Below are 20411 nucleotides of genomic sequence, written 5' to 3' on the forward strand. Positions count from 1 at the left end.
GGGAATTGTTGCGGAAGGATGAAATCCGCTGCTGACCGCGTTGGTGAGATGCGGTAGGTCAGGCGGGGCAACGGGGCGAAATCAGGAGGCACGGGTGGCGGGCGCGGAGAAACAGGGCGCGGAGGAGCGGGACACCCGGGAGCCCGGCTGGGGCCGGAGGCTGACCGGGTACGCCTGGCGCTACCGGCGCAACGTCGTCCTGGCCCTCGGGTCCTCGCTCGCCGGCATGGGCGTGATGGCCCTCGTCCCGCTCATCACCAAGGTGATCATCGACGACGTCGTCGGCAGCCACACCCGTTCCCTCGGCGTCTGGACCGGCCTCCTCATCGGTGCAGCCGTCCTCGTCTACGTCGCGACCTTCATCCGCCGCTACTACGGCGGCCGGCTCGCCCTCGACGTCCAGCACGACCTGCGGACCGAGATGTACGGCACCCTGACCAGGCTCGACGGGAAGCGGCAGGACGAGCTCTCCACCGGGCAGGTCGTCGGACGCGCCACCAGTGACCTCCAGCTGATCCAGGGGCTGCTCTTCATGCTCCCGATGACCATCGGGAACATCCTGCTCTTCCTCATCTCCCTGGTGATCATGGCGTGGCTCTCGCTGCCCCTGACCCTGATCGCCCTCGCCGTCGCCCCCGCCCTGTGGTTCATCGCCCGCCGCTCCAAGACCCGCCTCTTCCCCGCCACCTGGTACGCCCAGAGCCAGGCCGCCGCCGTCGCCGGAGTGGTCGACGGGGCCGTCTCCGGCGTCCGGGTCGTCAAGGGGTTCGGCCAGGAGGAGCAGGAGACCGGCAAGCTCCGCGAGGTCAGCCGCAAGCTCTTCGCGGGCCGACTGCGCACGATCCGGCTGAACTCCCGCTACACCCCGGCGCTCCAGGCCGTCCCCGCGCTCGGCCAGGTCGCGATGCTGGCCCTCGGCGGCTGGCTCGCCACCCGGGGCGAGATCACGCTCGGCACGTTCGTCGCCTTCTCCACCTACCTCGCCCAGCTCGTCGGCCCGGTCCGGATGCTCGCCATGGTCCTCACCGTCGGCCAGCAGGCCAGGGCCGGTGTGGAGCGCGTCCTGGAGCTGATCGACACCGAGCCTTCCATGACGGACGGCACCAGGACGCTCCCGGCCGATGCCCCCGCCAGCGTCGAGTTCGACGACGTCCGCTTCGGTTACGAAGACGACCGCCCGGTCCTGGACGGGTTCTCCCTCACCATCGAGCCGGGCGAGACCGTCGCCGTCGTCGGCGCCTCCGGGAGCGGCAAGTCCACCGTCTCGCTCCTGCTGCCCCGCTTCTACGACGTGTCGCACGGCGCCGTCCTCGTCGGCGGCCACGACGTCCGTGAGCTCACCCAGGACTCGCTGCGGGCCGCCATCGGGCTCGTGCCGGAGGACAGCTTCCTCTTCTCCGAGTCCGTGGGCGAAAACATCGCGTACGGACACCCCGGCGCCACCCAGGAGCAGATCGAGCGGGCCGCACGGGCCGCGCAGGCGCACGGCTTCATCTCCGAGCTGCCCGAGGGCTACGACACCAAGGTCGGCGAGCACGGGCTCACCCTCTCCGGCGGCCAGCGCCAGCGCGTCGCCCTCGCCCGCGCCATCCTCACCGACCCCCGCCTGCTGCTCCTCGACGACGCCACCTCCGCCGTCGACGCCCGGGTCGAACACGAGATCCACGAGGTACTGGCCCAGGTCATGGAGGGCCGCACGACCCTGCTGATAGCCCACCGCAGGTCCACGCTCGGCCTCGCCGACCGCATCGCCGTCCTCGACCAGGGCCGGCTCGCCGACATCGGTACGCACGCGGAGCTGGAGCGCCGGTCGGCGCTCTACCGCCGGCTGCTCACCGACCCGGACGAGATGGGCGGCACCTCTCCCGGCCACCGGCCCAAGGCGGTCGTGGCGGAGCCGGAGGACGACCGCGCGCTCCTGGAGGAGCTCGACGCGGAGTTCGACGCGGAGCGCGGGGTCACCCCCGGGCTGTGGATCCGCAAGGAGGAGCAGCGCGACACGGCGGCCGCCGGGATGCCCGCCACCCCCGAGCTCCTGGCCCAGGTCGACGCGCTGCCCCCGGCCACCGATGTCCCCGCCATCGACGAGGCGAGCGCGGTACGCCCGGAGAAGTCGTACGGCCTGCGCAGGCTGCTGCACGGCTTCGGGGCCGCGCTGCTGGTGAGCCTGGGCCTGGTCGCCGTCGACGCGGGCATGGGTCTGCTCCTGCCCGTGCTGATCCGGCACGGCATCGACGACGGCGTCACGAAGATGGCGCTCGGCGCGGTCTGGGCGGCGGCCGGACTCGGACTGCTCGCCGTCCTCGTGCAGTGGCTGGCGCAGATCGGTGAGACCCGGATGACGGGCCGCACCGGCGAACGCGTGCTGTACTCCCTGCGCCTCAAGATCTTCGCGCAGCTCCAGCGGCTCGGCCTCGACTACTACGAGCGCGAGCTGACCGGCCGGATCATGACCCGGATGACGACGGACGTGGACGCCCTGTCCACCTTCCTGCAGACCGGCCTGGTCACCGCCTTCGTCTCCGTCGTCACCTTCTTCGGCATCACCGTCGTGCTGCTCGTCCTCGACATCCAGCTGGCCCTGGTCGTGTTCGCGACGCTGCCGGTGCTGATCGTCGGTACCTTCTTCTTCCGCCGCAAGAGCGTCAAGGCGTACGAGCTCGCCCGTGAACGCATCAGCGTCGTCAACGCCGACCTCCAGGAGTCCGTCGCCGGGCTGCGGATCGTCCAGGCCTTCCGGCGCGAGACCGACGGCGCCGAGCGGTTCGCGGCGCGCAGCGACCACTACCGCCAGGCCCGGGTGCGGGGGCAGTGGCTGATCTCCGTCTACTTCCCGTTCGTGCAGCTCCTGGCCTCGGTCGCGGCCGCCGCCGTGCTGATCGTGGGAGCCGGCCGGGTCGACAACGGAACGCTGACCACCGGTGCGCTGGTCGCCTACCTGCTCTACATCGACCTGTTCTTCGCCCCCGTGCAGCAGCTGTCCCAGGTCTTCGACGGCTACCAGCAGGCCAGCGTCTCCCTCGGCCGCATCCAGGAACTCCTGCGGGAGCCGACCTCCACGGCCGACCACGACGAGCCCCAGGACGTGACGTCGCTGCGCGGGGAGATCGCGTTCGAGGACGTGTCCTTCGCCTACACGGGCGAGGAGGAGGCCCTGACCGGCATCGATCTGCGGATCCCGGCCGGCCAGACGGTCGCCTTCGTCGGCGAGACCGGCGCGGGCAAGTCCACCCTGGTCAAGCTCGTCGCCCGTTTCTACGACCCGACGAGCGGGCGGGTGACGGCGGACGGCACGGATCTGCGCAGGCTCGACAGGACGGCGTACCGGCACCGGCTCGGAGTCGTGCCGCAGGAGTCCTACCTCTTCGAGGGGACGGTCCGCGACGCCATCGCGTACGGGCTGCCGGAGGCCACCGACGCGCAGGTGGAGGCGGCGGCCCGGGCGGTCGGCGCGCACGACATGATCGCCACCCTGGAGGGCGGCTACCTCCACGGGGTCGCCGAACGCGGCCGCAACCTCTCGGCCGGCCAGCGCCAGCTGATCGCGCTGGCGCGTGCCGAGCTGGTCGACCCCGACGTCCTGCTGCTCGACGAGGCGACCGCCTCCCTCGACCTCGCCAGTGAGGCCCAGGTCAACCAGGCCACCGACCGGTTGGCGGGCCGGCGCACCACTTTGGTGGTCGCCCACCGGCTGACCACGGCGGCCCGGGCCGACCGGGTCGTGGTGATGGACCGGGGCAGGGTCGCCGAGGACGGTACGCATGACGAGCTGCTGGCCAGGGAAGGCGCGTACGCGCGACTGTGGCGCACCTTCATAGGGGAGGACCTGGGCGAGGACACCCCGGCAGGCGTGTGACGCCCGCCGGGCACCCGCCGGACGGCAGCGGGCGACCGCCGGACGGCACCGGGCACCCGTTTCCGCCGCTCCGGAACCCGATGGCCCCCTTCCCGCGTCGTACACCCGTGCGTACGTGTGTCCGGTGAAGGTCAAAGTGTTCGATGAAGCGGGCGGGGTGGATGGGGTGGACGGCGTGACGGGACCGCTGAGGTCATCGGGACGGCCGGGGCGACCGGAGGGCCGGCGTGCGATGGCGGCGCTGCTCGTCCTCCCGCTCCTCGGGGCACTCGGCCTGGTGCTCGGCCCCACCGGATCGGCCCCGGCGCATGCCGCGTCCGCCTGTTCCGGGCGGCTCGTCAAGACGGTGACGTTCTCCACCGGTTCGCTGCGCGTCTACAAGAGCCGTGCCTACGCGTGCGCCGTGAGCGTCGCCGAGAAGCCGGGCGCGCGCCGCGCGATGCGGGTGTCGCTCCAGCCGCGCGGCGGCCGTGCGGTCGTCGACAGCGGGAAGTTCACCCAGCTGGCCGGACCGGTCACGGTGCACGCGCTGAACCGCTGTGTCCGCGCCTCGGGTTCCGTCGGAGGCTCCTCCGGCTCCACCGGGTGGATCCTGTGCTGAGGTGCGAGTGGGTCTGGCGTGGCGGGTGCGACCCCCGCTAGGTTCACGGCGACTGTCGTGAATCAAGGGGAGGGTGCATGCGCAAGGCGCTCAGAGGTGTTCTGTCGCTCGCGGTGCTCATAGGCACAGTGAGTGCGACCGGGGCCTCGGCCGGGGCGGCCACCGCCGCGGAACCGGCCGCGAAGCAGAGCAGCGGCCACAGCAGCAGCAGCGAGAGCAGCAGCGAGGACATCAAGGACCGCATCCTGGCCATCCCGGGGATGAGTCTGATCGAGGAGAAGCCGTACCCCGGGTACCGCTTCTTCGTCCTTAACTACACCCAGCCGGTCGACCACAAGCACCCGTCCAAGGGCACGTTCCAGCAGCGCGTCACCCTGCTGCACAAGGACACGAACCGGCCCACGGTCTTCTTCACCAGCGGCTACAACGTCTCGACCAACCCGAGCCGCAGCGAGCCGACGCAGATCATCGACGGCAACCAGGTGTCCCTGGAGTACCGGTTCTTCACCCCGTCCCGCCCGGCTCCCGCCGACTGGTCGAAGCTGGACATCTGGCAGGCCGCCAGCGACCAGCACCGGGTCTTCAAGGCGCTGAAGAAGATCTACTCACAGAACTGGCTCACCACCGGCGGCTCCAAGGGCGGCATGACCGCCACCTACTTCGAGCGCTTCTACCCGAAGGACATGGACGGCGTCGTCGCCTATGTCGCCCCCAACGACGTGGTGAACGACGAGGACTCGGCGTACGACCGGTTCTTCGCCCGCGTCGGCACCAAGGAGTGCCGGGACCGGCTGAGCGGCGTCCAGCGCGAGGCCCTCGTCCGCCGGGAGCCGCTGGAGAAGAAGTTCGCGGCCTACGCCGCCGAGAACAGCCTCACCTTCGACACGGTCGGCACGCTCGACAAGGCGTACGAGGCCGTCGTCATGGACTACGTCTGGGCGTTCTGGCAGTACAGCCTCCTCGCCGACTGCGAGTCCGTCCCGGCCGACGCGAAGAACGCCACCGACCAGGAGATCTGGGACTCCGTCGACGGCATCTCGGGCTTCTCCGCCTACGCGGACCAGGGTTTGGCGACGTACACGCCGTACTACTACCAGGCCGGCACCCAGCTCGGCTCGCCCGACATCCGGCAGCCCTGGCTCGGCAACCTCAGCCGCTACGGCTACCAGCCGCCGCGCAACTTCGTGCCGCGCTCCATCCCGATGAAGTTCCAGCACTCGGCCATGCGTGACGTGGACAGCTGGGTCAGGAACAACGCCCGGCACATGATGTACGTCTACGGCGAGAACGACCCGTGGGGTGCCGAGCCCTTCCGCCTCGGCAAGGGCGCCAGGGACAGCTACGTCTACACCGTGCCCGGCGGGAACCACGGCTCCAAGGTCGCCGGCCTCGTCGCCGACGAGAAGGCGAAGGCGACCGCCGCCATCCTGCGCTGGGCCGGGGTCGCGCCCGCGGCCGTCGAGGCCGACCCGGCGAAGGCGAAGCCCCTCGCGAAGTTCGACGCCCGCCTCGACAAGCGGGACGACGAACTCCAGCGGAACCGGGGGACGCTGAGGCCGTAACAGGCACCCAGCTCCGACGTGGGCTGTGTCCGCCGGGTGCCGATCACACCCGGTGGGCGCAGCCCACGGGCCTGTCCCCGCCCAGCCGCACATACAGATCCGTGGTGTCCGGGCAGAGGGCACGCCGTGCCACCGCCGACCCGATCTCGAACTCCGGCGGGCGCTCGCCCGATCCGTCGCACGCGGTCTCCCTGACCTCGCCGTCGCGGAAGCCGTGGACGCAGTCCCCGACGACCGTGCGCGGACCGCCGCCCTGTCCCGGATCACCCGGGTGCGGGGACTCCAGGTTGCGCATGCACGCGTAACCCCGGGGAGCGGAAGGGCCGCCGCGGGAGATGTTCAGGACGAAGTCGGTCGTGGGCGGACACGCGGGACCGTCCGACGGGGTGCCGCTGTGCCGGGCCAGTACCCGCGCCGCCGCCTTCTCGCTGCCGCACGACACCTCGCGGACCGCCTCTCCGCGCGAACCGCACTCGGCCGGGCCCAGGAACTCCGGCCCGTGGCCCGTGGCCGCCGTGCCCACGCGCGGACTCCCGGCGGGCGTGCCCGGCGTGCCGGTCACCGGCTGCCGGCAGGCACTCAGGACGAGCGCCGCGACGACGGGCAGCAGGACGCGCGACACCCGCACGGCACGGCGCTCTTCCATGGACGACGACCCCCCCTGTACGCCCACAGGGACGTGCACCCAGCGTGACCCGCCGGAGCGGGCGCACGCCAGGTGCACGGGGTGTTTTCAGCTCATCGGGTGGTTGTCACGGCGTGGCGGCGGGCCTACACCCGGTACGACAGCCCGTAGCCGACCGGGTAGAGCGCCTGTGCGGGGGCGTCCGCCCGCTGCACCGGCACCGGCAGCCTGCCCTCGGGGCGGGCCCGCCCCGCGATCACCCGGGCGGCGGCCCGCAGCTCGACGTCCGTCCAGGAGTACGCGGCGAGGCTCGCGGCGAAGCCCGTCCCGGCCAGCTGGGCGATGTCGTACGGATTGCGGATCGCGACCGTGATCACCGGGACGCCGGTGGCCGCCAGGGCGCTGACCAGGGTGCGCTGCGAGCTGGTCGCCGACACGTTGTACGTGCCCACGACCACCGCGTCCTTGCCCGCGGCGGCGGCCACAGCCTCGGCGATCTTCGCCTGGGTGGGTGCCGTGCCGGTGGACAGCGCCGTCGCCGCGAACCCCAGCTCCTCGAAGGCCCCGGCGAGCGTGGTGGTCGGCGGGCCGGTCGTGCCGGAGGGCGAGGCCGGATCCGCCCCCACCACCAGGAGGTTCCGGTGGGACCGGCGGGACAGCGGCAGCAGCGAGCCGGTGTTGGACAGCAGCGTGGTCGTCCGCTCGGCGATCCGGTCGGCGGTGGCGAGGTGCGACCGTACGCCCACGGTGCGGTCGACACCCCGGTGGGTGACGTAGGGGTCGCGGAACAGCCCGAGCCTCGTCTTCAGCCGCAGGATGCGCAGAATCGATTCCTCGATGCGGGCCTCGCTGATCTCGCCGCTCCTCACCGCGCTCAGCACGGCGTTCCAGGCGACCTTCAGGTCCGGCGGGTTGAGCAGCTGGTCGACGCCCGCCAGCAGCGCGAGGACGGGTACGCGCTCGTCGCCGTACTTCGTGCGGACGCCCTCCATGCCCAGGGCGTCGGTGACCACCACGCCGTCGTAACCGAGCTCCTCGCGCAGGATGCCGGTGAGGATCGGGCGGGACAGGGTGGCCGGGTCCTCCGACGGGTCAAGGGCGGGCACCACGATGTGCGCCGTCATGATCGAGTCGATGCCCGCCGCCACGGCCGCGCGGAACGGCGGGGCGTCCAGCTCGGCCCACTCCTCCCGGGTGTGAAGGATGACGGGCAGACCGGTGTGGCTGTCGGTGCTGGTGTCACCGTGTCCCGGGAAGTGCTTCGCGGTGGAGGCGATCCCGGAGCTCTGATACCCCTTCACCTGTGCGGTGACCATCCCGGCGACCGCCTCCGGGTCGGAGCCGAAGGAGCGCACACCGATGACGGGGTTGGCCGGGTTGACGTTGACGTCGGCGTCCGGCGCGTAGTTCTGGTTGATGCCCAGCGCCGCCAGCTCGGCCCCGGCGATCCGGCCCGCCGTGCGGGCGTCGGAGCGTGACCCGCCCGCGCCCAGGGCCATCGCTCCGGGCAGCAGCGTCGCCGGTTCGCCGACCCGGCACACGATGCCGTGCTCCTGGTCGGTGGAGACGAGGAGCGGCAGCGGGGTGCGTCCGGCCAGCCCGGCCCGCTGGATGCCGTTGGAGAGGTCGGCGATCTGGTGCGGGTCGCGGGTGTTGTGCGCCCAGGCGAAGTAGATGATGCCGCCGACGTGGTACGTCGAGATCAGCTCGGCGGCGTCCCGGACCCCGATCTCGGCGAGGTTGGCGTCGATGTCCGCCTGGTCGGGCTCGGTCGCGGAGTGCCCGTACACCCGCATCACGAAGAGCTGGCCGACCTTCTCCTCCAGGCTCATCCGGGCGATGAGCCGCTTGAGACGGCTGTCCGTGGAGGTGGCGGAGGCGGCTGCCTGCGCGGTGCCGGGAAGAGCGGCGACGCCGGTCGCCGCAGCCGCGGCGGCCGCCGCCGTGGCGGTGAGGAGAGTGCGTCTGGAGGTGCGGTGGTGCACGTGAGCCCCTTCCGGTACTGAAAGAAACTTCCAAGAAGGTACGGATATATGGAAAGTAACTACCAGTCAAGAGGGTGGCCCGAGAACGGTGTGGCACCCGGACGGGTGAGTGGCGCCCCGGGAGCGCGGCGCGCGCGGCCGGGCCCCGCCGTCCGCCGCCCTCCGCTCAGGTCAGGCCCGCTCCCGCGCCACGGTCGCGCAGGACCGACACCGCCGCGATGATCGCGGGCCGCCGCGCCGCCTCCGTCCGCCACAGCGCGTACAGCCGCCTGACCGGCACGGGGTCCAGCCGCACCGCGACCACGCCCTCCGGCAGCGGACCCCGTCCCAGCCTCGGGATCATCGCCACGCCCAGCCCGGCGGCGACCAGGGCCAGCTGTGTGTGGTTCTCCTCCGCCCGGTGCCGGATGTCCGGCTCGTACCCCGCCGCCCGCAGTGTCCGTACGAGCCAGTCGTGGCACACCGTGCCAGGCCGGCTGGCACACCCAACGCTCCTTGGCCAGTTCCTCCCGCCGCACCGCCTCCCGGCCGGCCAGCGGGTGCCCCTCCGGCACCAGCAGATCGCACCGGTCGTCACCGAGCACCGCCTGGGCGACGCCCTCCGGAGCGGGCGGCGGGCTGATGTCCCAGTCGTGGGCGACCGCGAGATCGATCACGCCCTTGGCCACCAGGTCGACGGACAGATGCGGATCCACCTCGGTGAGCCGCGCGTCCAGCGCCGGGTGCTCCCGTCCCAGCTCCGCCAGCACCCCCGGCAGCAGCCCGCGCGCGGCGGAGGCGAACGCGGCGATGGACAGACGCCCCGTCGGAAGCCCCCTGCGCTGCTCCAGCGTCGTCTCCGCCTGTTCCACGATGGCCAGCAACTGCTGCGCGGTGGAGGCCAGATGGAGCGCCTCCTCGGTGAGCGCCACGCCACGCCCACGCCGTTCCAGCAGGGTCGTACGGGTCTCCCGCTCCAGCTTGGTGATCTGCTGGGAGACGGCGGAGGGGGTGTAGCCGAGTGCGGCGGCGGCGCCCGCGACGGAGCCGTGGACGGAGACGGCGTGCAGGGCGCGCAGCCGGGACAGGTCGAGCACCGGGACCTCCGGGCGAGCGGGAAGCGTAAGCAGTGCTCAATCCAACCATGAAGAAATCCGCGCTGGTGCTACATGGTCCCCGCGCCGGATGCTCGGTGCATGCGTCCCCTCCACATCGCCCTGGCCGCGCTGGTCGCCGCCGTCTGGGGTGTGAACTTCGTCGTCATCGAGCTGGGCCTCGCCCACTTCCCGCCCCTGCTCTTCTCCGCCCTGCGCTTCCTCGTCGCCGCGCTGCCCGCCGTGTTCCTCGTCGGCCGGCCGACGGTGGCCTGGAAGTGGATCATCGGCGTCGGCCTCGCGCTGGGAGTGGCCAAGTTCGGGCTGCTCTTCATCGGGATGGACCAGGGGATGCCCGCCGGGCTCTCCTCGCTCGTCCTCCAGGTCCAGGCCGTCTTCACCGCGCTGTTCGCGGCCCTGTTCCTGTCCGAACGGCCCGGCGGGCGACGCGTCCTGGGCATGGGGATCGCGCTCGCGGGCATCGGGGTGGCCGCCGTCGACGAGGGGACGGGCGGAACCGTGCTCGCCTTCGTCCTGGTGATCCTGGCGGCGGCCTGCTGGGGCGTGTCCAACGTGATCACCCGCAAGGCCGCCCCGCGGGACTCCCTCAACTTCATGGTGTGGGTCTCGACCGTCCCGGTGCTGCCGCTGCTCGGCCTCTCGCTGATCTTCGAGGGCTGGGACCGTGACACCGAGGCCCTGGCCGCGCTCGACCTGACCGGCGCCGGAACCGTCCTCTACGTCGCCTGGATCTCCACCGTCCTCGGCTTCGCGGCCTGGGGATTCCTGCTCCGCCACCACCCGGCCTCGTCCGTGGCCCCGTTCACCCTGCTCGTGCCCGTCTTCGGGATGTCCTCGGCCGCGCTCATCCTCGACGAGGCGGTCAGCCCGCTGCGGTGGTGCGCCGCCGCGCTGCTGGTCGGCGGGGTGGCCCTGACCTCACTGCCCCGTCCCCGCCCCGCCGTCGCGCCCCCGCTGCCGGAGGTCCGGGAGCCGGCCGTCTGACCTACTGCTTCGGCGCGCCCAGCCGCAGGACGTGTTCGCGTCCCGCCGCCAGCAGCTCCGGCAGCCCGGCGGCCTCGGGGTACCACCGCTTCTCGTACTCCCAGCAGACCCAGCTGTCCTGGTCCAGCGTGTCCAGGCACTCCCGCAGCGGCAGCACCCCGGCACCGAGGGCCAGCGGGGTGGTGTCCTCGGCGGAGGCGATGTCCTTCACCTGTACGTATCCCAGGTGCGGGGCCAGCACCGCGTGGCTGGCCACGGGCTCCTCACCGGCCAGCCAGGTGTGCATGACGTCCCAGAGCGCGCCGATCTGCCCGTGCCCGACGGTGCCCACCACCCGCGCGACGTCGGCCCCGCCCCGGTGCGAGTCATGCGTCTCCAGCAGGATCCGGACTCCCAGGTCGGCGGCGTGCGGGGCGGCGGCCCCGAGCCGGCGGGCGGCGATCGCGTCGGACTCGGCGGGATCCTGGTCCCCGCCCCCGGGGAACACCCGGACGTACCGGGCGCCCAGGTCACGGGCCAGCTCCACCAGCCCGGCGAGCTCCGCGAGCACCGGCCCGTCCTCGCCCGCGGCGGCGACCTTCACGTAACCGGCGACGGTGAGGATCTCGACCCCGCCCCGCTTGAACTCCTCCACCACAGCGGCCCGTTCGAACGACCCCAGGCCGGGGTGCACCGGCTCCTCCGGGTGGGCGCGCAGCTCGACCCCCTGGTAGCCCTGCCCGGCGGCGAGCCGCACCACGTCCGCGACGGGCATGCCCGGTACTCCGAGGGTCGAGAAAGCGAGCTTCACGATCTGTGTCCTTCCACTGGGAGCCGGCGCGGGAACGGCCCGGCACTCACCCGGCTCCTGCCCTCCGGAACCGGCCGTCACTCCCGCGCGACGCCCAGCGTACGGCCCCTCAGCCCGTACCCCGCAGCAGTCGCTCCAGGCTGCCGAGCAACTCCAGCGCGTCCTCGCGCCGTTCGCCCTCGAGCCCCCGCCCGCCGGTGGCGGCCGCGTGCGGGGCGAGCACCCGCAGCGCCGCCGCCGCCTGCCGGGCGAACATCGCCAGCAGGTCCAGCTCACGGACGCCCGACCGCGCCTGGGGGGAGGGATCCAGCACCTCCAGCACCCCTAGGACGCGTGACTCGCTGATCAGCGGGGCGGCCATCAGGGCGTCCGGGACGTACTCGGTGGACTCCGCCAACGAGCGGTCGAACGACGTGTTCCGGCTCAGGTCGTCCACCACCATCGGCTCACCCGAGGTCGCCACCCAGCCGGCGATACCGCGCCCCGCGGGGAACCTGCGCCCCACCAGGAAGGCCTCGCCCTCGCCGGAGACCGCCTGGAAGACCAGCTCGTCCGCCTCCTCGTCCAGCAGGCAGACGGAGCTGGCCGCCGCCCCGAAGATCGCCCGCGCCACGTCGACGACCGACTGGAGCAACTCGTGCCGGGCGGCGTCACCCGGGGCGTGGAAGGACGGGGAGGTGGGCATGGCGTCAGTTCTCGGAGTCGTCACGGGTGTCTCCTGCCGCTGTGGAAGGACGCGGGTCCGCGTGCACGTTGGCCGCGGAGAGGTAGAGGGCGTTCTTGAGCTGGAAGGCCGTCATCCTGGGATGCCCGGAGAGGACGCGGGCGCAGAGCCCCGCGACGTACGGGGTGGCGAAGCTGTTCCCCGTGGTGCGGATCGTCCGGCCCCCCAGCCACGGCACGGACACGTTCTGACCCGGCCCGAAGAACTCCACCGGGGGCTCCGGGTTGTAGAGGTGCAGCTCGTCGTCCTCCTGGTGGCTGCCCACGGAGATCACCGAGGCGAACCGCCAGGGGAAGCTCTCCACAGGGGTGTTGTGCGCCGAGGCGACGATCACCGTGCGGCCGAAGTACGCCCGGTCGGCGAGGCCGTGCAGCTCGGGGGCGAACCGGGCGCGGGTGGTCGACAGGCTCAGGTTCACCACGTCGAAGCGCTGCTCCACCGCCCAGCGGAGCCCGGCCATCAGCACCTCGCCGGTGCCGGAGAACCGCTCGCCCAGCACCCGTACGCTGTGGATCTCGCAGTCCGGCGCGGTGCGGCGGATGATCCCCGCGCACGCCGTGCCGTGTCCGCAGGTGTCGCCGGTGTCGGTCGGTTCGACCGTGACCGCTCCGCTCCCCGGGTCCTTGACCACCACCCAGGAACTCTCCACCGGGCCGACCAGCGGGTGGTCGAGCTCCACACCGGAGTCCACCACGCACACCCGCACCCCGCGCCCGGTCGCCTGCCGCGCGGGCAGACCGCCCGGCGGCCCCTCGTCCGCGGGGACCGGTACGTCGTCGGGGCCGCGTCCGCGCAGGCTCCAGGTGAGTCCCTGCCCCGGGACCGTGCCTGTTCCGACGGTTCCCATCGGTCAGCTCCTCTCCGTCGTGGTGACCATGGCCTCGTCCGGCACACAGCCGGCGGCCCGGCGGGCCCCCGGCAGATGCCCCTTGCTCGTGAAGTGCTCCCGCGCCGCACGTGCCGAGACCAGCGCGGGGGCCTGCCGCCCCAGTGCGAACAGCGTGCGGGCCCGGTCCAGTTCGGCCGTCGCCCGGACCAGCGGGGAGTCCGTGAGCAGCGACGCCCGCACGGCCCGGTCCGCGTGCCCCGCCGCCTCCGCCGGACGCCCGTCCGCAGCGGCCAGCCGGCCCCGGAGCCCGTTCAGGTCGACGGCGTCCGCGGGGCTCAGCTCCGACGCCTCACCGATGCCCGAGATCCAGGCCACCGCCCGCCCGGTCCGGCCCTCGTCCAGCTCGATCCGGGCCGCGTCCAGCGCCACGGCGGTCCGCAGCCCCGCCGCGTCGGCGCGCCGGGCCACCTCGTCGGCCCCGGCCAGCAGCTCCAGCGCCGTGCCGCCGCGTCCGAGCAGTGCCTCGACGGCGGCCCGGAACACGGGCAGGAACACCTCGGCCTCGGCGAACCGCAGTCTCCCCGCCAGCTCCTGGGCCTCGGAGAGGCAGGCGTACGCCTCGCGGGGCCGGTCCTGGAGCGCGTACAGCACGGCCAGGGGGCAGTTCAGGGTGAGTCTGACCGTCGGGCGGCCCTCCCCGTGCGCGGCCAGCAGGCCCAGGCAGCGGGCCACCGCCTCGGGGGCGGGCACCGGACCGCGCCACAGGGAGATGCCGATGGCCCCGAGCGCTCCGGCCCGTTCCGGTTCGGCTCCGGCCAGCACCGCCTGTTCCAGGGCGCACGCCTGGTCACGCTCCGCCTCCTCGTGCAGGCCGGCCTGCTGGAGGTGCTGGGCGAGCCTCAGATGGGACCTGGCCCGGCCGACCGCGTCGCCCGCCGCCTCGAAGACCGGCAGCACCGCCCGCGCCGTCGCCGTGAGCCCGGGACCCGGACCCGAGGGGTCCAGCACCGCGAGCGCGAGCCTGGCATGCGCGGACTCCACGGACTCCGAGTCCAGTCCGGCCACGCGGCGCAGCAGCCGCGCCCCGCTCGCGGTCCTGCCCAGTGCCACCCGGACCTCGCCGAGCCTGCGGACCGAGCCCGCGTCGTCCGGGTCCAGCTCGACCGCCCGCTCCAGCAGGTCGTCGGCCCAGGCGAGGTCGGACCGGGACGCCGCCTGGGCCCCGGCGCGGCCCAGCGCGGCGGCGGCACGGCCGCGCAGCCGCCCCGTCCGGTCGTCGAGCAGCCCCAGCTCGGCCCGGTAGCGGCAGGCCCGTTCGAGATGGCCGCCGACGGCGCCGTCACCCGCCCGCAGCACCGCGGGCAGCTCGGCCGCCCAGGCATGACGGTCCGCCTTGGCGCGCTTGGACAACGACGCGTACGTCACCTCGTGCACCAGCCCGCTGCTGAACCGGTACGCCGTCGGCTCCGGGCCCGCCCCCGGCTCCACGAGCCGCCGCCCGGCCAGCGCGACCAGCACCTCCTCGATGAGCCCCAGCCGGTGCGCCCGGTCGGCGGGGGAGACGTTCACAGCCGCGGGCCCCCGCAGCTCCGCCAGCCGCGCGGACGTCTCCAGCAGCAGGAGCTCCACCGAGGTGAACTCGCGGCCGATCACGGCGGCCAGGCCGACCATGGTCCGTTCGGTCCGGGCCAGCGCCCCGATCCTGGCGCCCAGCAGGGCCTGGAGCGTGGGAGGCAGCCCCGACCCGGCGCCGTCCATCCGGCCGCCGACCAGGAGCTGTTCCAGATAGAGCGGATTGCCCTCGGCGCGGGACAGGAGACGCTCGTCCACCGGCCCCGCGCCACCGTCGAGCCGCGCCAGCAGGCCGGCGAGCCGCGCACTCTCCTCGGGGGGCAGTCCCGTGAGCTGGAGGCAGTCCCCGGAGTCGGCCGTCCCGTCCGGCCGGCCCACACAGACGATCAGAACACCGGCGGGCCCCGAGCCGTCCACCAGGCGTTCCAGGGTGCGCGTCAACAGGGGCGCCGCCTCGTGCGTGTCGTCGAGCACCAGCACGAAGGGCCTCTCCCGGGCCGCACGGCCCAGCGTCGTCGCCAGCGCGGCGCACATGTCCTCGAACGGCGCGTTCGGCGTGCCGTCGCGCAGCAGCCCCGCCGACAGCAGGGCCGTCGCGTCGTCGGCCACCTGAGCCTCCTGGCGGGCGGCCAGGTCGGGCAGCTCACGCAGGGCGTCGGCTAGGGGGGTGAGCGTGCCCCGGTCCCCGTGTCCGCGGCACCGGCCGGCGCCGTAGGAGAGGGCCCCCGAGGCGGACCGCCCGGCCAGCCACTCCCGTACGAGCCGGGTCTTGCCGATGCCGGGCTCGCCGACGACGCGCAGCAGACCGGCCCGCCCCGCGCGCACGGTGTCCGACAGGGCCGCGTCCAGGGCGCCCCGCTCGGCGCGGCGCCCGACGAAAGGCACGTCGAAGCGGCGCAGCAGCTCCGGATCGTCCGCCCCCAGGGCCAGCAGCCGGTAGGCCTCCACACTGTCCTGCTTGCCCTTCAGCCGGAGCGGACCGGTGGGCTCGGCCGAGACCGTGGGCCCCGCCGCCAGCAGGGTGTCCGGGCCGAGGAGGATCTCACCCGCCCCGGCGTGCTGCTCCAGGCGCGCGGCGATGTTCACGGTCTCCCCGGACACCAGCGCCTGACGGGCCGACGCGTCGCCGCCGGCCACCACCTGACCGGTGTTGACACCGACCCGGGTGGCGAGCGTGATGCCGAGGGTGGCGTGCAGCTCCTCGTTGAGCTCGGCCAGCGCGTCCCGCATGCCCAGAGCGGCGGCCAGCGCCCGACGGGCGTCGTCCTCCCGCACCACCGGCACACCGAACACCGCCATCACGGCGTCTCCTATGAACTTCTCCGGAGTACCGCCCCGGGCCACGATCTGCGCGCTCATCGCCTCGAAGTACCGCAGCGTCACGGTGCGCAGGGTCTCGGGGTCCAGCACTCCCGACAGTGCGGTGGAGCCGACGAGATCGCAGAACAGCACCGTCACCGGCTTGCGTTCGTCCTCCCCGGGCGCGGCCGCGACGGCGCACGGCGTCCCGCAGGACGAGCAGAACCTGGCGTCCTGAGGCAGGTCCTGGCGGCACGTGGTGCAGTTCATGACGTTCCCTTCTCTCCGGTGGTGGGGCCGCGCTGCTGCCGGGAGGGCGGGGCCGGCGCACCGGCCCCGCCCCCGCACGGGGACCGCTCAGAACAGGGCGCCGCCGGCGATCTCGCCGTGTGCCTGGACCTCGGGTTCCACCGCGTCCAGCCGGCTCTTGATGTCGAGCAGCACGGCGAGCTCCTCCTCCGTGAGCTCGCTGAGCACGAGGCGCTGTTCGTCGGTGAGCATGTCCACCGGCAGGCCGGCCTCGTACAACGCGTCCGGCAGCGTGGGCCGTTCGACGTCTCCGGGCGCCCGGGGGGTGCCGTTGCCTTCGGATGGTCGGGTCATGGGGTGACTCCCGTCGGTGTGGAGGGTCCGGCCCCCCGCGGCAGCGGTGCCGCCGCGGAACGCCCGAGCCGGACGAACAGCCGGGTGAGCGCGTCGAGGGAGTGCATGGCGCTGACCGTCACGTCGGACTCCTGATCGCGGGTCAGCGGCATCCGGTCCAGCAGCGCGTACAGCTCGTCCACGTGTCCCGTGTCCAGCGCCGCGTGCTCCCGCACCGTCCGCAGGGCCGTGTCCGGCAGGCCGGTCGTCGCCGCGATACGGGACGTCAGGTCCCCGGCGGGCGCGTAACCCTCCAGCACCGCGATGTAGCCGAGCAGGGCCACCGGGTGGTGGTGCTCGACCCAGTAGTACTGGGAGCCCGCGAGCGCGGCGACGACCGGCGAGGGCATCGGGCCGAGCGCGTCCCCCGGCAGCGAGCCCGCCGCGAGGATGTCCTCCAGCAGCCAGGCGTCGTGCCCCTCCTCCTCCTGGATGTGCTCGCGCAGGTACGCGGCCAGCGGCCCGGCCAGCGGGTCGCCGCGGACGTCCAGCGACAGGGCGCGCTCCAGGGCGCGTTCCATCAGGGGTACGGAGGCCCGCACCACGGCGTGCATGGTGCACAGGTAGCGCCGGTAGCGCGGCAGCAGGTCCTCGGGACGCCACATGTGCTCCATCGCACCCAGCAGTTCCGCGTCCAGCAGCCGCAGCGTGACCCGCAGCCGCGCCGAGGAACTCGGCCCGGGGGCGCTCACCGGGAGCCGTCCCCAGCGGGAACGCGGGCCAGGACCAGGGGCGCGTACGCGGCACAGCCGTGGTGCCGTACGACGCCCACCGGGCCCTCGGCCGCCCCGCGGCGTGCCGCGGTCAGGTCCAGCAGCGCCCCGACGGCCCCCGCCGCCACCGAACGGGCCTCGTCGGCGACCCTGTCGTCCGACCCCAGGGCCCGGCAGCCGTGGCAGTACGGGGCGCCGCCGGGGGAGACCCCGGCGCGCGCGGCCAGATGGGCGGGACCGACCGTGCGGATCATGCGCAGCACCGGTGACTCCAGGGCCCGGCCGCGTACGGTCGCCCAGTCGTCGGTGTCGACGTGCCCGAGGTACAGGTGGGCGGGGCCGGCCGCAGGTCCACGGTGTCCTGGTTGCAGCAGGCGAGCACCGCGCCGTCGAAGGCGACCACCGGCCAGGCGGCCATGGCGCACGGGGACACCGTGCCGGCATCCGGGCCGGTGCGGGCGGGGGCGGCCCAGGAGGCGGCCCGCCCGAACGCCCGCACCTCGTTGACCAGTGAGGGGACCTGGCCGCCGAACTCCGAGTCGACGGCACGGGTGATGTCCGCGAGGTAGGGGTCGTCCGCCCCCTCGCCGGTGAGGTGGAAGCTCACCGCCACACCCGTCTCCCGGATCCGGTGCACCGCGCGGAACACGTCGGCCCGGGGGATCTCCCGCTCGTGGTGGGCGTCGAGACTGGCGGAGAAGTGGTCCACGCCCCTGATCGCGCGCAGGACCGGCGGCGGGATCTCCCGGGAGCGGGCGAAGAACATGCCGCTGAGCAGCGCCGTACGCGATCCCGCGGCGCGGGCCCGTGCGCTCAGTTCCTCGACGAGCGCGGGCAGCAGCAGCGGTTCGCCACCGGTCAGCATCACCACGTCGGGACGGTTCTCCCGGGTGAACGAGCCGACGAAGCGCACCAGACGGCCGGCGTCCGGTTCCTCCCGCGTGGACAGGGACGAGCCGGTCGAGCAGTGGGCACAGCTCAGCGGGCAACGCCGGGTGAGGCCGAGCAGCAGACCGGCGGCGGGGAAGGGCCGCCGGCCGACGAGTTCGCCGAGTTCCATGCGGGGCCGCCTCCTTGTCGGGGCCGGAGCGTGCGCGCGGAGGGACCGTTTCCCGTGGACCCACCGGCGTGCGCGGAAGTGCACCCAGGCTGCGGGGCGGCGGTTCGACGACGGTCCACCGATGCTTCAGGAGCGGTATGGGCGCAGCTCAGGCAGGGTCCCGGGCCCGCCCCGGAAGCCGGGTGCGGTGCACGGAGCGGCCCTGAACTGGGCCGATACCGGAGCCATACCGCCGCCGAAGCGATCGCCAGGCGGGCCGTCCTAACTTTCTCGGCAACGGCAGGCAACGGCCCGCCGCACCGGAAACCCGGCACCTCAGGGCCCCCGGAACCAGTGCAGTCACAAGTGGACGGAGACCACCATGGCCGAGAACACCAAGCCCGCCGCCGACGACAACACCGACGAGACCCCCGAGGTCGAGGCGCACTCCGTACTGGACCTCCAGGAGACGGCCAACAAGGAGATCGAGGCGCCGGGCGGCAGCTGCGTCAGCGTGATCAGCGTCGTCCTGGCGGACTAGCCGGACGCACCGGGCGGCGCCGCGGGGGGCGGCTGCAGGAGCTCCCGCCGTGGCGCCCGGCCGGCTGGTGATGTGGGGCGGTTCCGTCTGACGGAGCCGCCCCGCCGTCGCTTCCGCGGCCCGGACGGGCCCGCACCCCTCGTCACGACCCAGACCGTCCCCCCGGGAGTTCACGATGACCACGCCGCTGCGCGGCAACAGGGATTTCCGGCTGCTCTGGCTGAGCGGCCTCTTCGCGGTCCTGGGCGGGCAGATGAGTGCCCTCGCCCTTCCGCTGCTGGTGCTCAAGGAGACCGGATCGGCGGTGCAGGCCGGAGCCATCGGGACGGTGTCCGTGGGAACCGTGCTGATCACGATGCTGCCCGGCGGGGTGATGGCCGACCGTGTCGAACGCCGCCGGCTGATGCGGGTCTGCGACGTCGGCAGCCTGATCGTCGTCACCGCCCTCACCGTGGCCGTCTGGTCCGGACACGTCCCCATGCCACTTGTCCTGCTCTGCGCCGCGGCGGGCGCGGTGATCGGCAGCGTCTACGGGCCGGCTGTCTTCGGCCTCATGCGCGCGGTCGTCCCGGCCGACCAGATGGGCACCGCCACCGCGCGGCTCCAGGCACGCACCCAGACCGCCCGGCTCGTCGGACCACTCGTCGGGGGAGCGCTGTTCGGCATCCACCCGGCCCTGCCGTTCGCGGCCGAGGCCCTGGGCCTGTTCCTGTCGACCGTCTGCGTGGCCCTCGTGCGCACCCGCTCCCGGGCCAGGGCGAAGGCGGGCGCCGTGTTCAGCCGGCGCGAACTCCTCGCGGGCCTGACCTTCCTGTGGGGCCTGCCCTACCTCCGTACGGTCCTCCTCGTGTTCGGGCTGGGCATGAACTTCGCCTTCGGGGCGCTCACCTTCACCGCCCTGACCGCGTTCTCCGACGGGGGCACGTCGGGGGTCGGCGGCGGCTTCGTCCTCACCTGCGTCTCCGCCGGGGCGCTGTCCGGGGCGCTGCTCGCGCCGCGGATCAGCCCCGCCCGGCACTCCCGGGTCCTGATCGTCGCCACCTGCTGGACCTGTGTGGCGGCCGCCGGGGTCATGGCCTGGATCAGCCAACCGCTGGTGGCCGGGATCATGTGCGCGCTCACCATGTGCCTGTCGACGATCGCCAGCATCGGATTCCTCTCGAAGCTCCTGGTCGTGACCCCGGAGGAGAAGGTGGGCAGGGTCCAGAGCGCGGCGGGCTTCCTGTCCTCCATGGTCCAGCCGTTCGGGCCGCTGACCGGAGGCGCCCTGCTGACCGCCTTCGGCGCCCGCTGGGCCTTCGCCCTGACCGGCTGCGTGCTGGCCGTCTCCGCCCTCGTGGTCACCTTCGCCCGCTCGGCGAGGACGAAGCCGGCCCCGCCCCCGGCGGGGGAGCCCACCGGCCGGCAGGACACCGGCACCGAGCCCGGGACCGGCACCGAGCCCGGGGCGGGACCGGCCCGCGCGCCTGCGGGCGCGAACCCCTCCGGCACCGGGGACTGATCCGCGAACCCGGGGCCCGCCCCCCACCGCCACCGTCCGCGCTTCCCGCGGGCT

14 protein-coding genes and 2 pseudogenes are annotated in these 20411 nt (G+C 73.5%); 6 read left to right on the top strand and 10 right to left on the bottom strand.

What is annotated here, in order from left to right:
* Positions 1-94 precede the first annotated feature (94 nt).
* The 3 genes from P8A20_RS23435 (at position 95) to P8A20_RS23445 (ending at position 6019) form a co-directional block, all read left to right on the top strand.
* Positions 95-3856, top strand: coding sequence for an ABC transporter ATP-binding protein (locus P8A20_RS23435; protein ID WP_306104193.1), 3762 nt, complete (start codon positions 95-97; stop codon positions 3854-3856).
* 157 nt (positions 3857-4013) lie between these two features.
* The gene (locus P8A20_RS23440; RefSeq protein ID WP_371606788.1) at positions 4014-4457 is read left to right on the top strand and encodes a hypothetical protein; all 444 of its coding nucleotides are present in this window, start codon (positions 4014-4016) and stop codon (positions 4455-4457) included.
* A gap of 77 nt (positions 4458-4534) precedes the next feature.
* Positions 4535-6019, top strand: coding sequence for a S28 family serine protease (locus tag P8A20_RS23445; RefSeq protein WP_306104194.1), 1485 nt, complete (start codon positions 4535-4537; stop codon positions 6017-6019).
* Positions 6020-6062: 43 nt separating this feature from the next.
* On the opposite strand, the gene P8A20_RS23450 is transcribed toward P8A20_RS23445, so the two are convergent.
* From P8A20_RS23450 to P8A20_RS23460, 3 genes and pseudogenes are all read right to left on the bottom strand, one after another.
* Positions 6063-6665: a hypothetical protein gene (locus P8A20_RS23450; RefSeq protein ID WP_147963512.1), complete on the bottom strand. Its 603-nt coding sequence runs from the start codon at positions 6663-6665 to the stop codon at positions 6063-6065.
* A gap of 125 nt (positions 6666-6790) precedes the next feature.
* The gene (locus P8A20_RS23455) at positions 6791-8629 is read right to left on the bottom strand and encodes a glycoside hydrolase family 3 protein (protein WP_147963511.1); all 1839 of its coding nucleotides are present in this window, start codon (positions 8627-8629) and stop codon (positions 6791-6793) included.
* A 166-nt stretch (positions 8630-8795) separates the two neighbouring features.
* Positions 8796-9705, bottom strand: a pseudogene (locus P8A20_RS23460) (LysR family transcriptional regulator).
* Between the two features lie 99 nt (positions 9706-9804).
* Between P8A20_RS23460 and P8A20_RS23465 the strand changes: the two are divergent.
* Positions 9805-10707 carry an EamA family transporter gene (locus tag P8A20_RS23465; protein ID WP_306104195.1) on the top strand — a complete coding sequence of 301 codons (903 nt, stop codon included), beginning with the start codon at positions 9805-9807 and terminating at the stop codon, positions 10705-10707.
* 1 nt (position 10708) lies between these two features.
* On the opposite strand, the gene P8A20_RS23470 is transcribed toward P8A20_RS23465, so the two are convergent.
* From P8A20_RS23470 to P8A20_RS23500, 7 genes and pseudogenes are all read right to left on the bottom strand, one after another.
* Positions 10709-11497, bottom strand: a complete 789-nt coding sequence (locus P8A20_RS23470; protein WP_147964376.1) for a sugar phosphate isomerase/epimerase family protein — start codon at positions 11495-11497, stop codon at positions 10709-10711.
* A gap of 109 nt (positions 11498-11606) precedes the next feature.
* A complete protein-coding gene (locus tag P8A20_RS23475; RefSeq protein WP_147964377.1) occupies positions 11607-12182 on the bottom strand; it encodes a GAF domain-containing protein in 576 nt (191 codons plus the stop codon).
* A gap of 4 nt (positions 12183-12186) precedes the next feature.
* A complete protein-coding gene (locus tag P8A20_RS23480; RefSeq protein WP_147964375.1) occupies positions 12187-13068 on the bottom strand; it encodes a S8 family peptidase in 882 nt (293 codons plus the stop codon).
* 3 nt (positions 13069-13071) lie between these two features.
* Positions 13072-16191 (bottom strand): adenylate/guanylate cyclase domain-containing protein, encoded by a 3120-nt coding sequence (locus P8A20_RS23485; RefSeq protein ID WP_306104196.1) that lies wholly within the window; start codon positions 16189-16191, stop codon positions 13072-13074.
* A gap of 87 nt (positions 16192-16278) precedes the next feature.
* Positions 16279-16524, bottom strand: a complete 246-nt coding sequence (locus tag P8A20_RS23490; protein ID WP_147964373.1) for an aroma-sacti cluster domain-containing protein — start codon at positions 16522-16524, stop codon at positions 16279-16281.
* Positions 16521-17255 carry an iron-containing redox enzyme family protein gene (locus P8A20_RS23495; RefSeq protein ID WP_306104197.1) on the bottom strand — a complete coding sequence of 245 codons (735 nt, stop codon included), beginning with the start codon at positions 17253-17255 and terminating at the stop codon, positions 16521-16523. The genes P8A20_RS23490 and P8A20_RS23495 overlap by 4 nt, the downstream gene beginning before the upstream one ends.
* A pseudogene (locus tag P8A20_RS23500) lies at positions 17252-18336 on the bottom strand (radical SAM protein). The gene P8A20_RS23495 and the pseudogene P8A20_RS23500 overlap by 4 nt, the downstream one beginning before the upstream one ends.
* Before the next feature lie 361 nt (positions 18337-18697).
* Between P8A20_RS23500 and P8A20_RS23505 the strand changes: the two are divergent.
* Both P8A20_RS23505 and P8A20_RS23510 read left to right on the top strand, forming a co-directional pair.
* Entirely contained in the window at positions 18698-18856 is a 159-nt protein-coding gene (locus tag P8A20_RS23505) for a hypothetical protein (protein WP_187282406.1), read from the top strand.
* Positions 18857-19031: 175 nt separating this feature from the next.
* Complete coding sequence (locus P8A20_RS23510) at positions 19032-20357, top strand: MFS transporter (RefSeq protein ID WP_306104198.1); 1326 nt, start codon at positions 19032-19034, stop codon at positions 20355-20357.
* Positions 20358-20411 lie beyond the last annotated feature (54 nt).

The organism is Streptomyces sp. Alt3 (genome assembly GCF_030719215.1).
Lineage (GTDB): Bacteria > Actinomycetota > Actinomycetes > Streptomycetales > Streptomycetaceae > Streptomyces > Streptomyces glycanivorans.

Bases quoted from the DNA above. Each gene is read 5' to 3' on its own strand.
- P8A20_RS23510 (WP_306104198.1), top strand. From the start codon at position 19,032: ATGACCACGCCGCTGCGCGGCAACAGGGATTTCCGGCTGCTCTGGCTG.
- P8A20_RS23465 (WP_306104195.1), top strand. From the start codon at position 9,805: ATGCGTCCCCTCCACATCGCCCTGGCCGCGCTGGTCGCCGCCGTCTGG.
- P8A20_RS23485 (WP_306104196.1), bottom strand. From the start codon at position 16,191: ATGAACTGCACCACGTGCCGCCAGGACCTGCCTCAGGACGCCAGGTTC.
- P8A20_RS23505 (WP_187282406.1), top strand. From the start codon at position 18,698: ATGGCCGAGAACACCAAGCCCGCCGCCGACGACAACACCGACGAGACC.
- P8A20_RS23480 (WP_147964375.1), bottom strand. From the start codon at position 13,068: ATGGGAACCGTCGGAACAGGCACGGTCCCGGGGCAGGGACTCACCTGG.
- P8A20_RS23450 (WP_147963512.1), bottom strand. From the start codon at position 6,665: ATGGAAGAGCGCCGTGCCGTGCGGGTGTCGCGCGTCCTGCTGCCCGTC.
- P8A20_RS23445 (WP_306104194.1), top strand. From the start codon at position 4,535: ATGCGCAAGGCGCTCAGAGGTGTTCTGTCGCTCGCGGTGCTCATAGGC.
- P8A20_RS23475 (WP_147964377.1), bottom strand. From the start codon at position 12,182: ATGCCCACCTCCCCGTCCTTCCACGCCCCGGGTGACGCCGCCCGGCAC.
- P8A20_RS23490 (WP_147964373.1), bottom strand. From the start codon at position 16,524: ATGACCCGACCATCCGAAGGCAACGGCACCCCCCGGGCGCCCGGAGAC.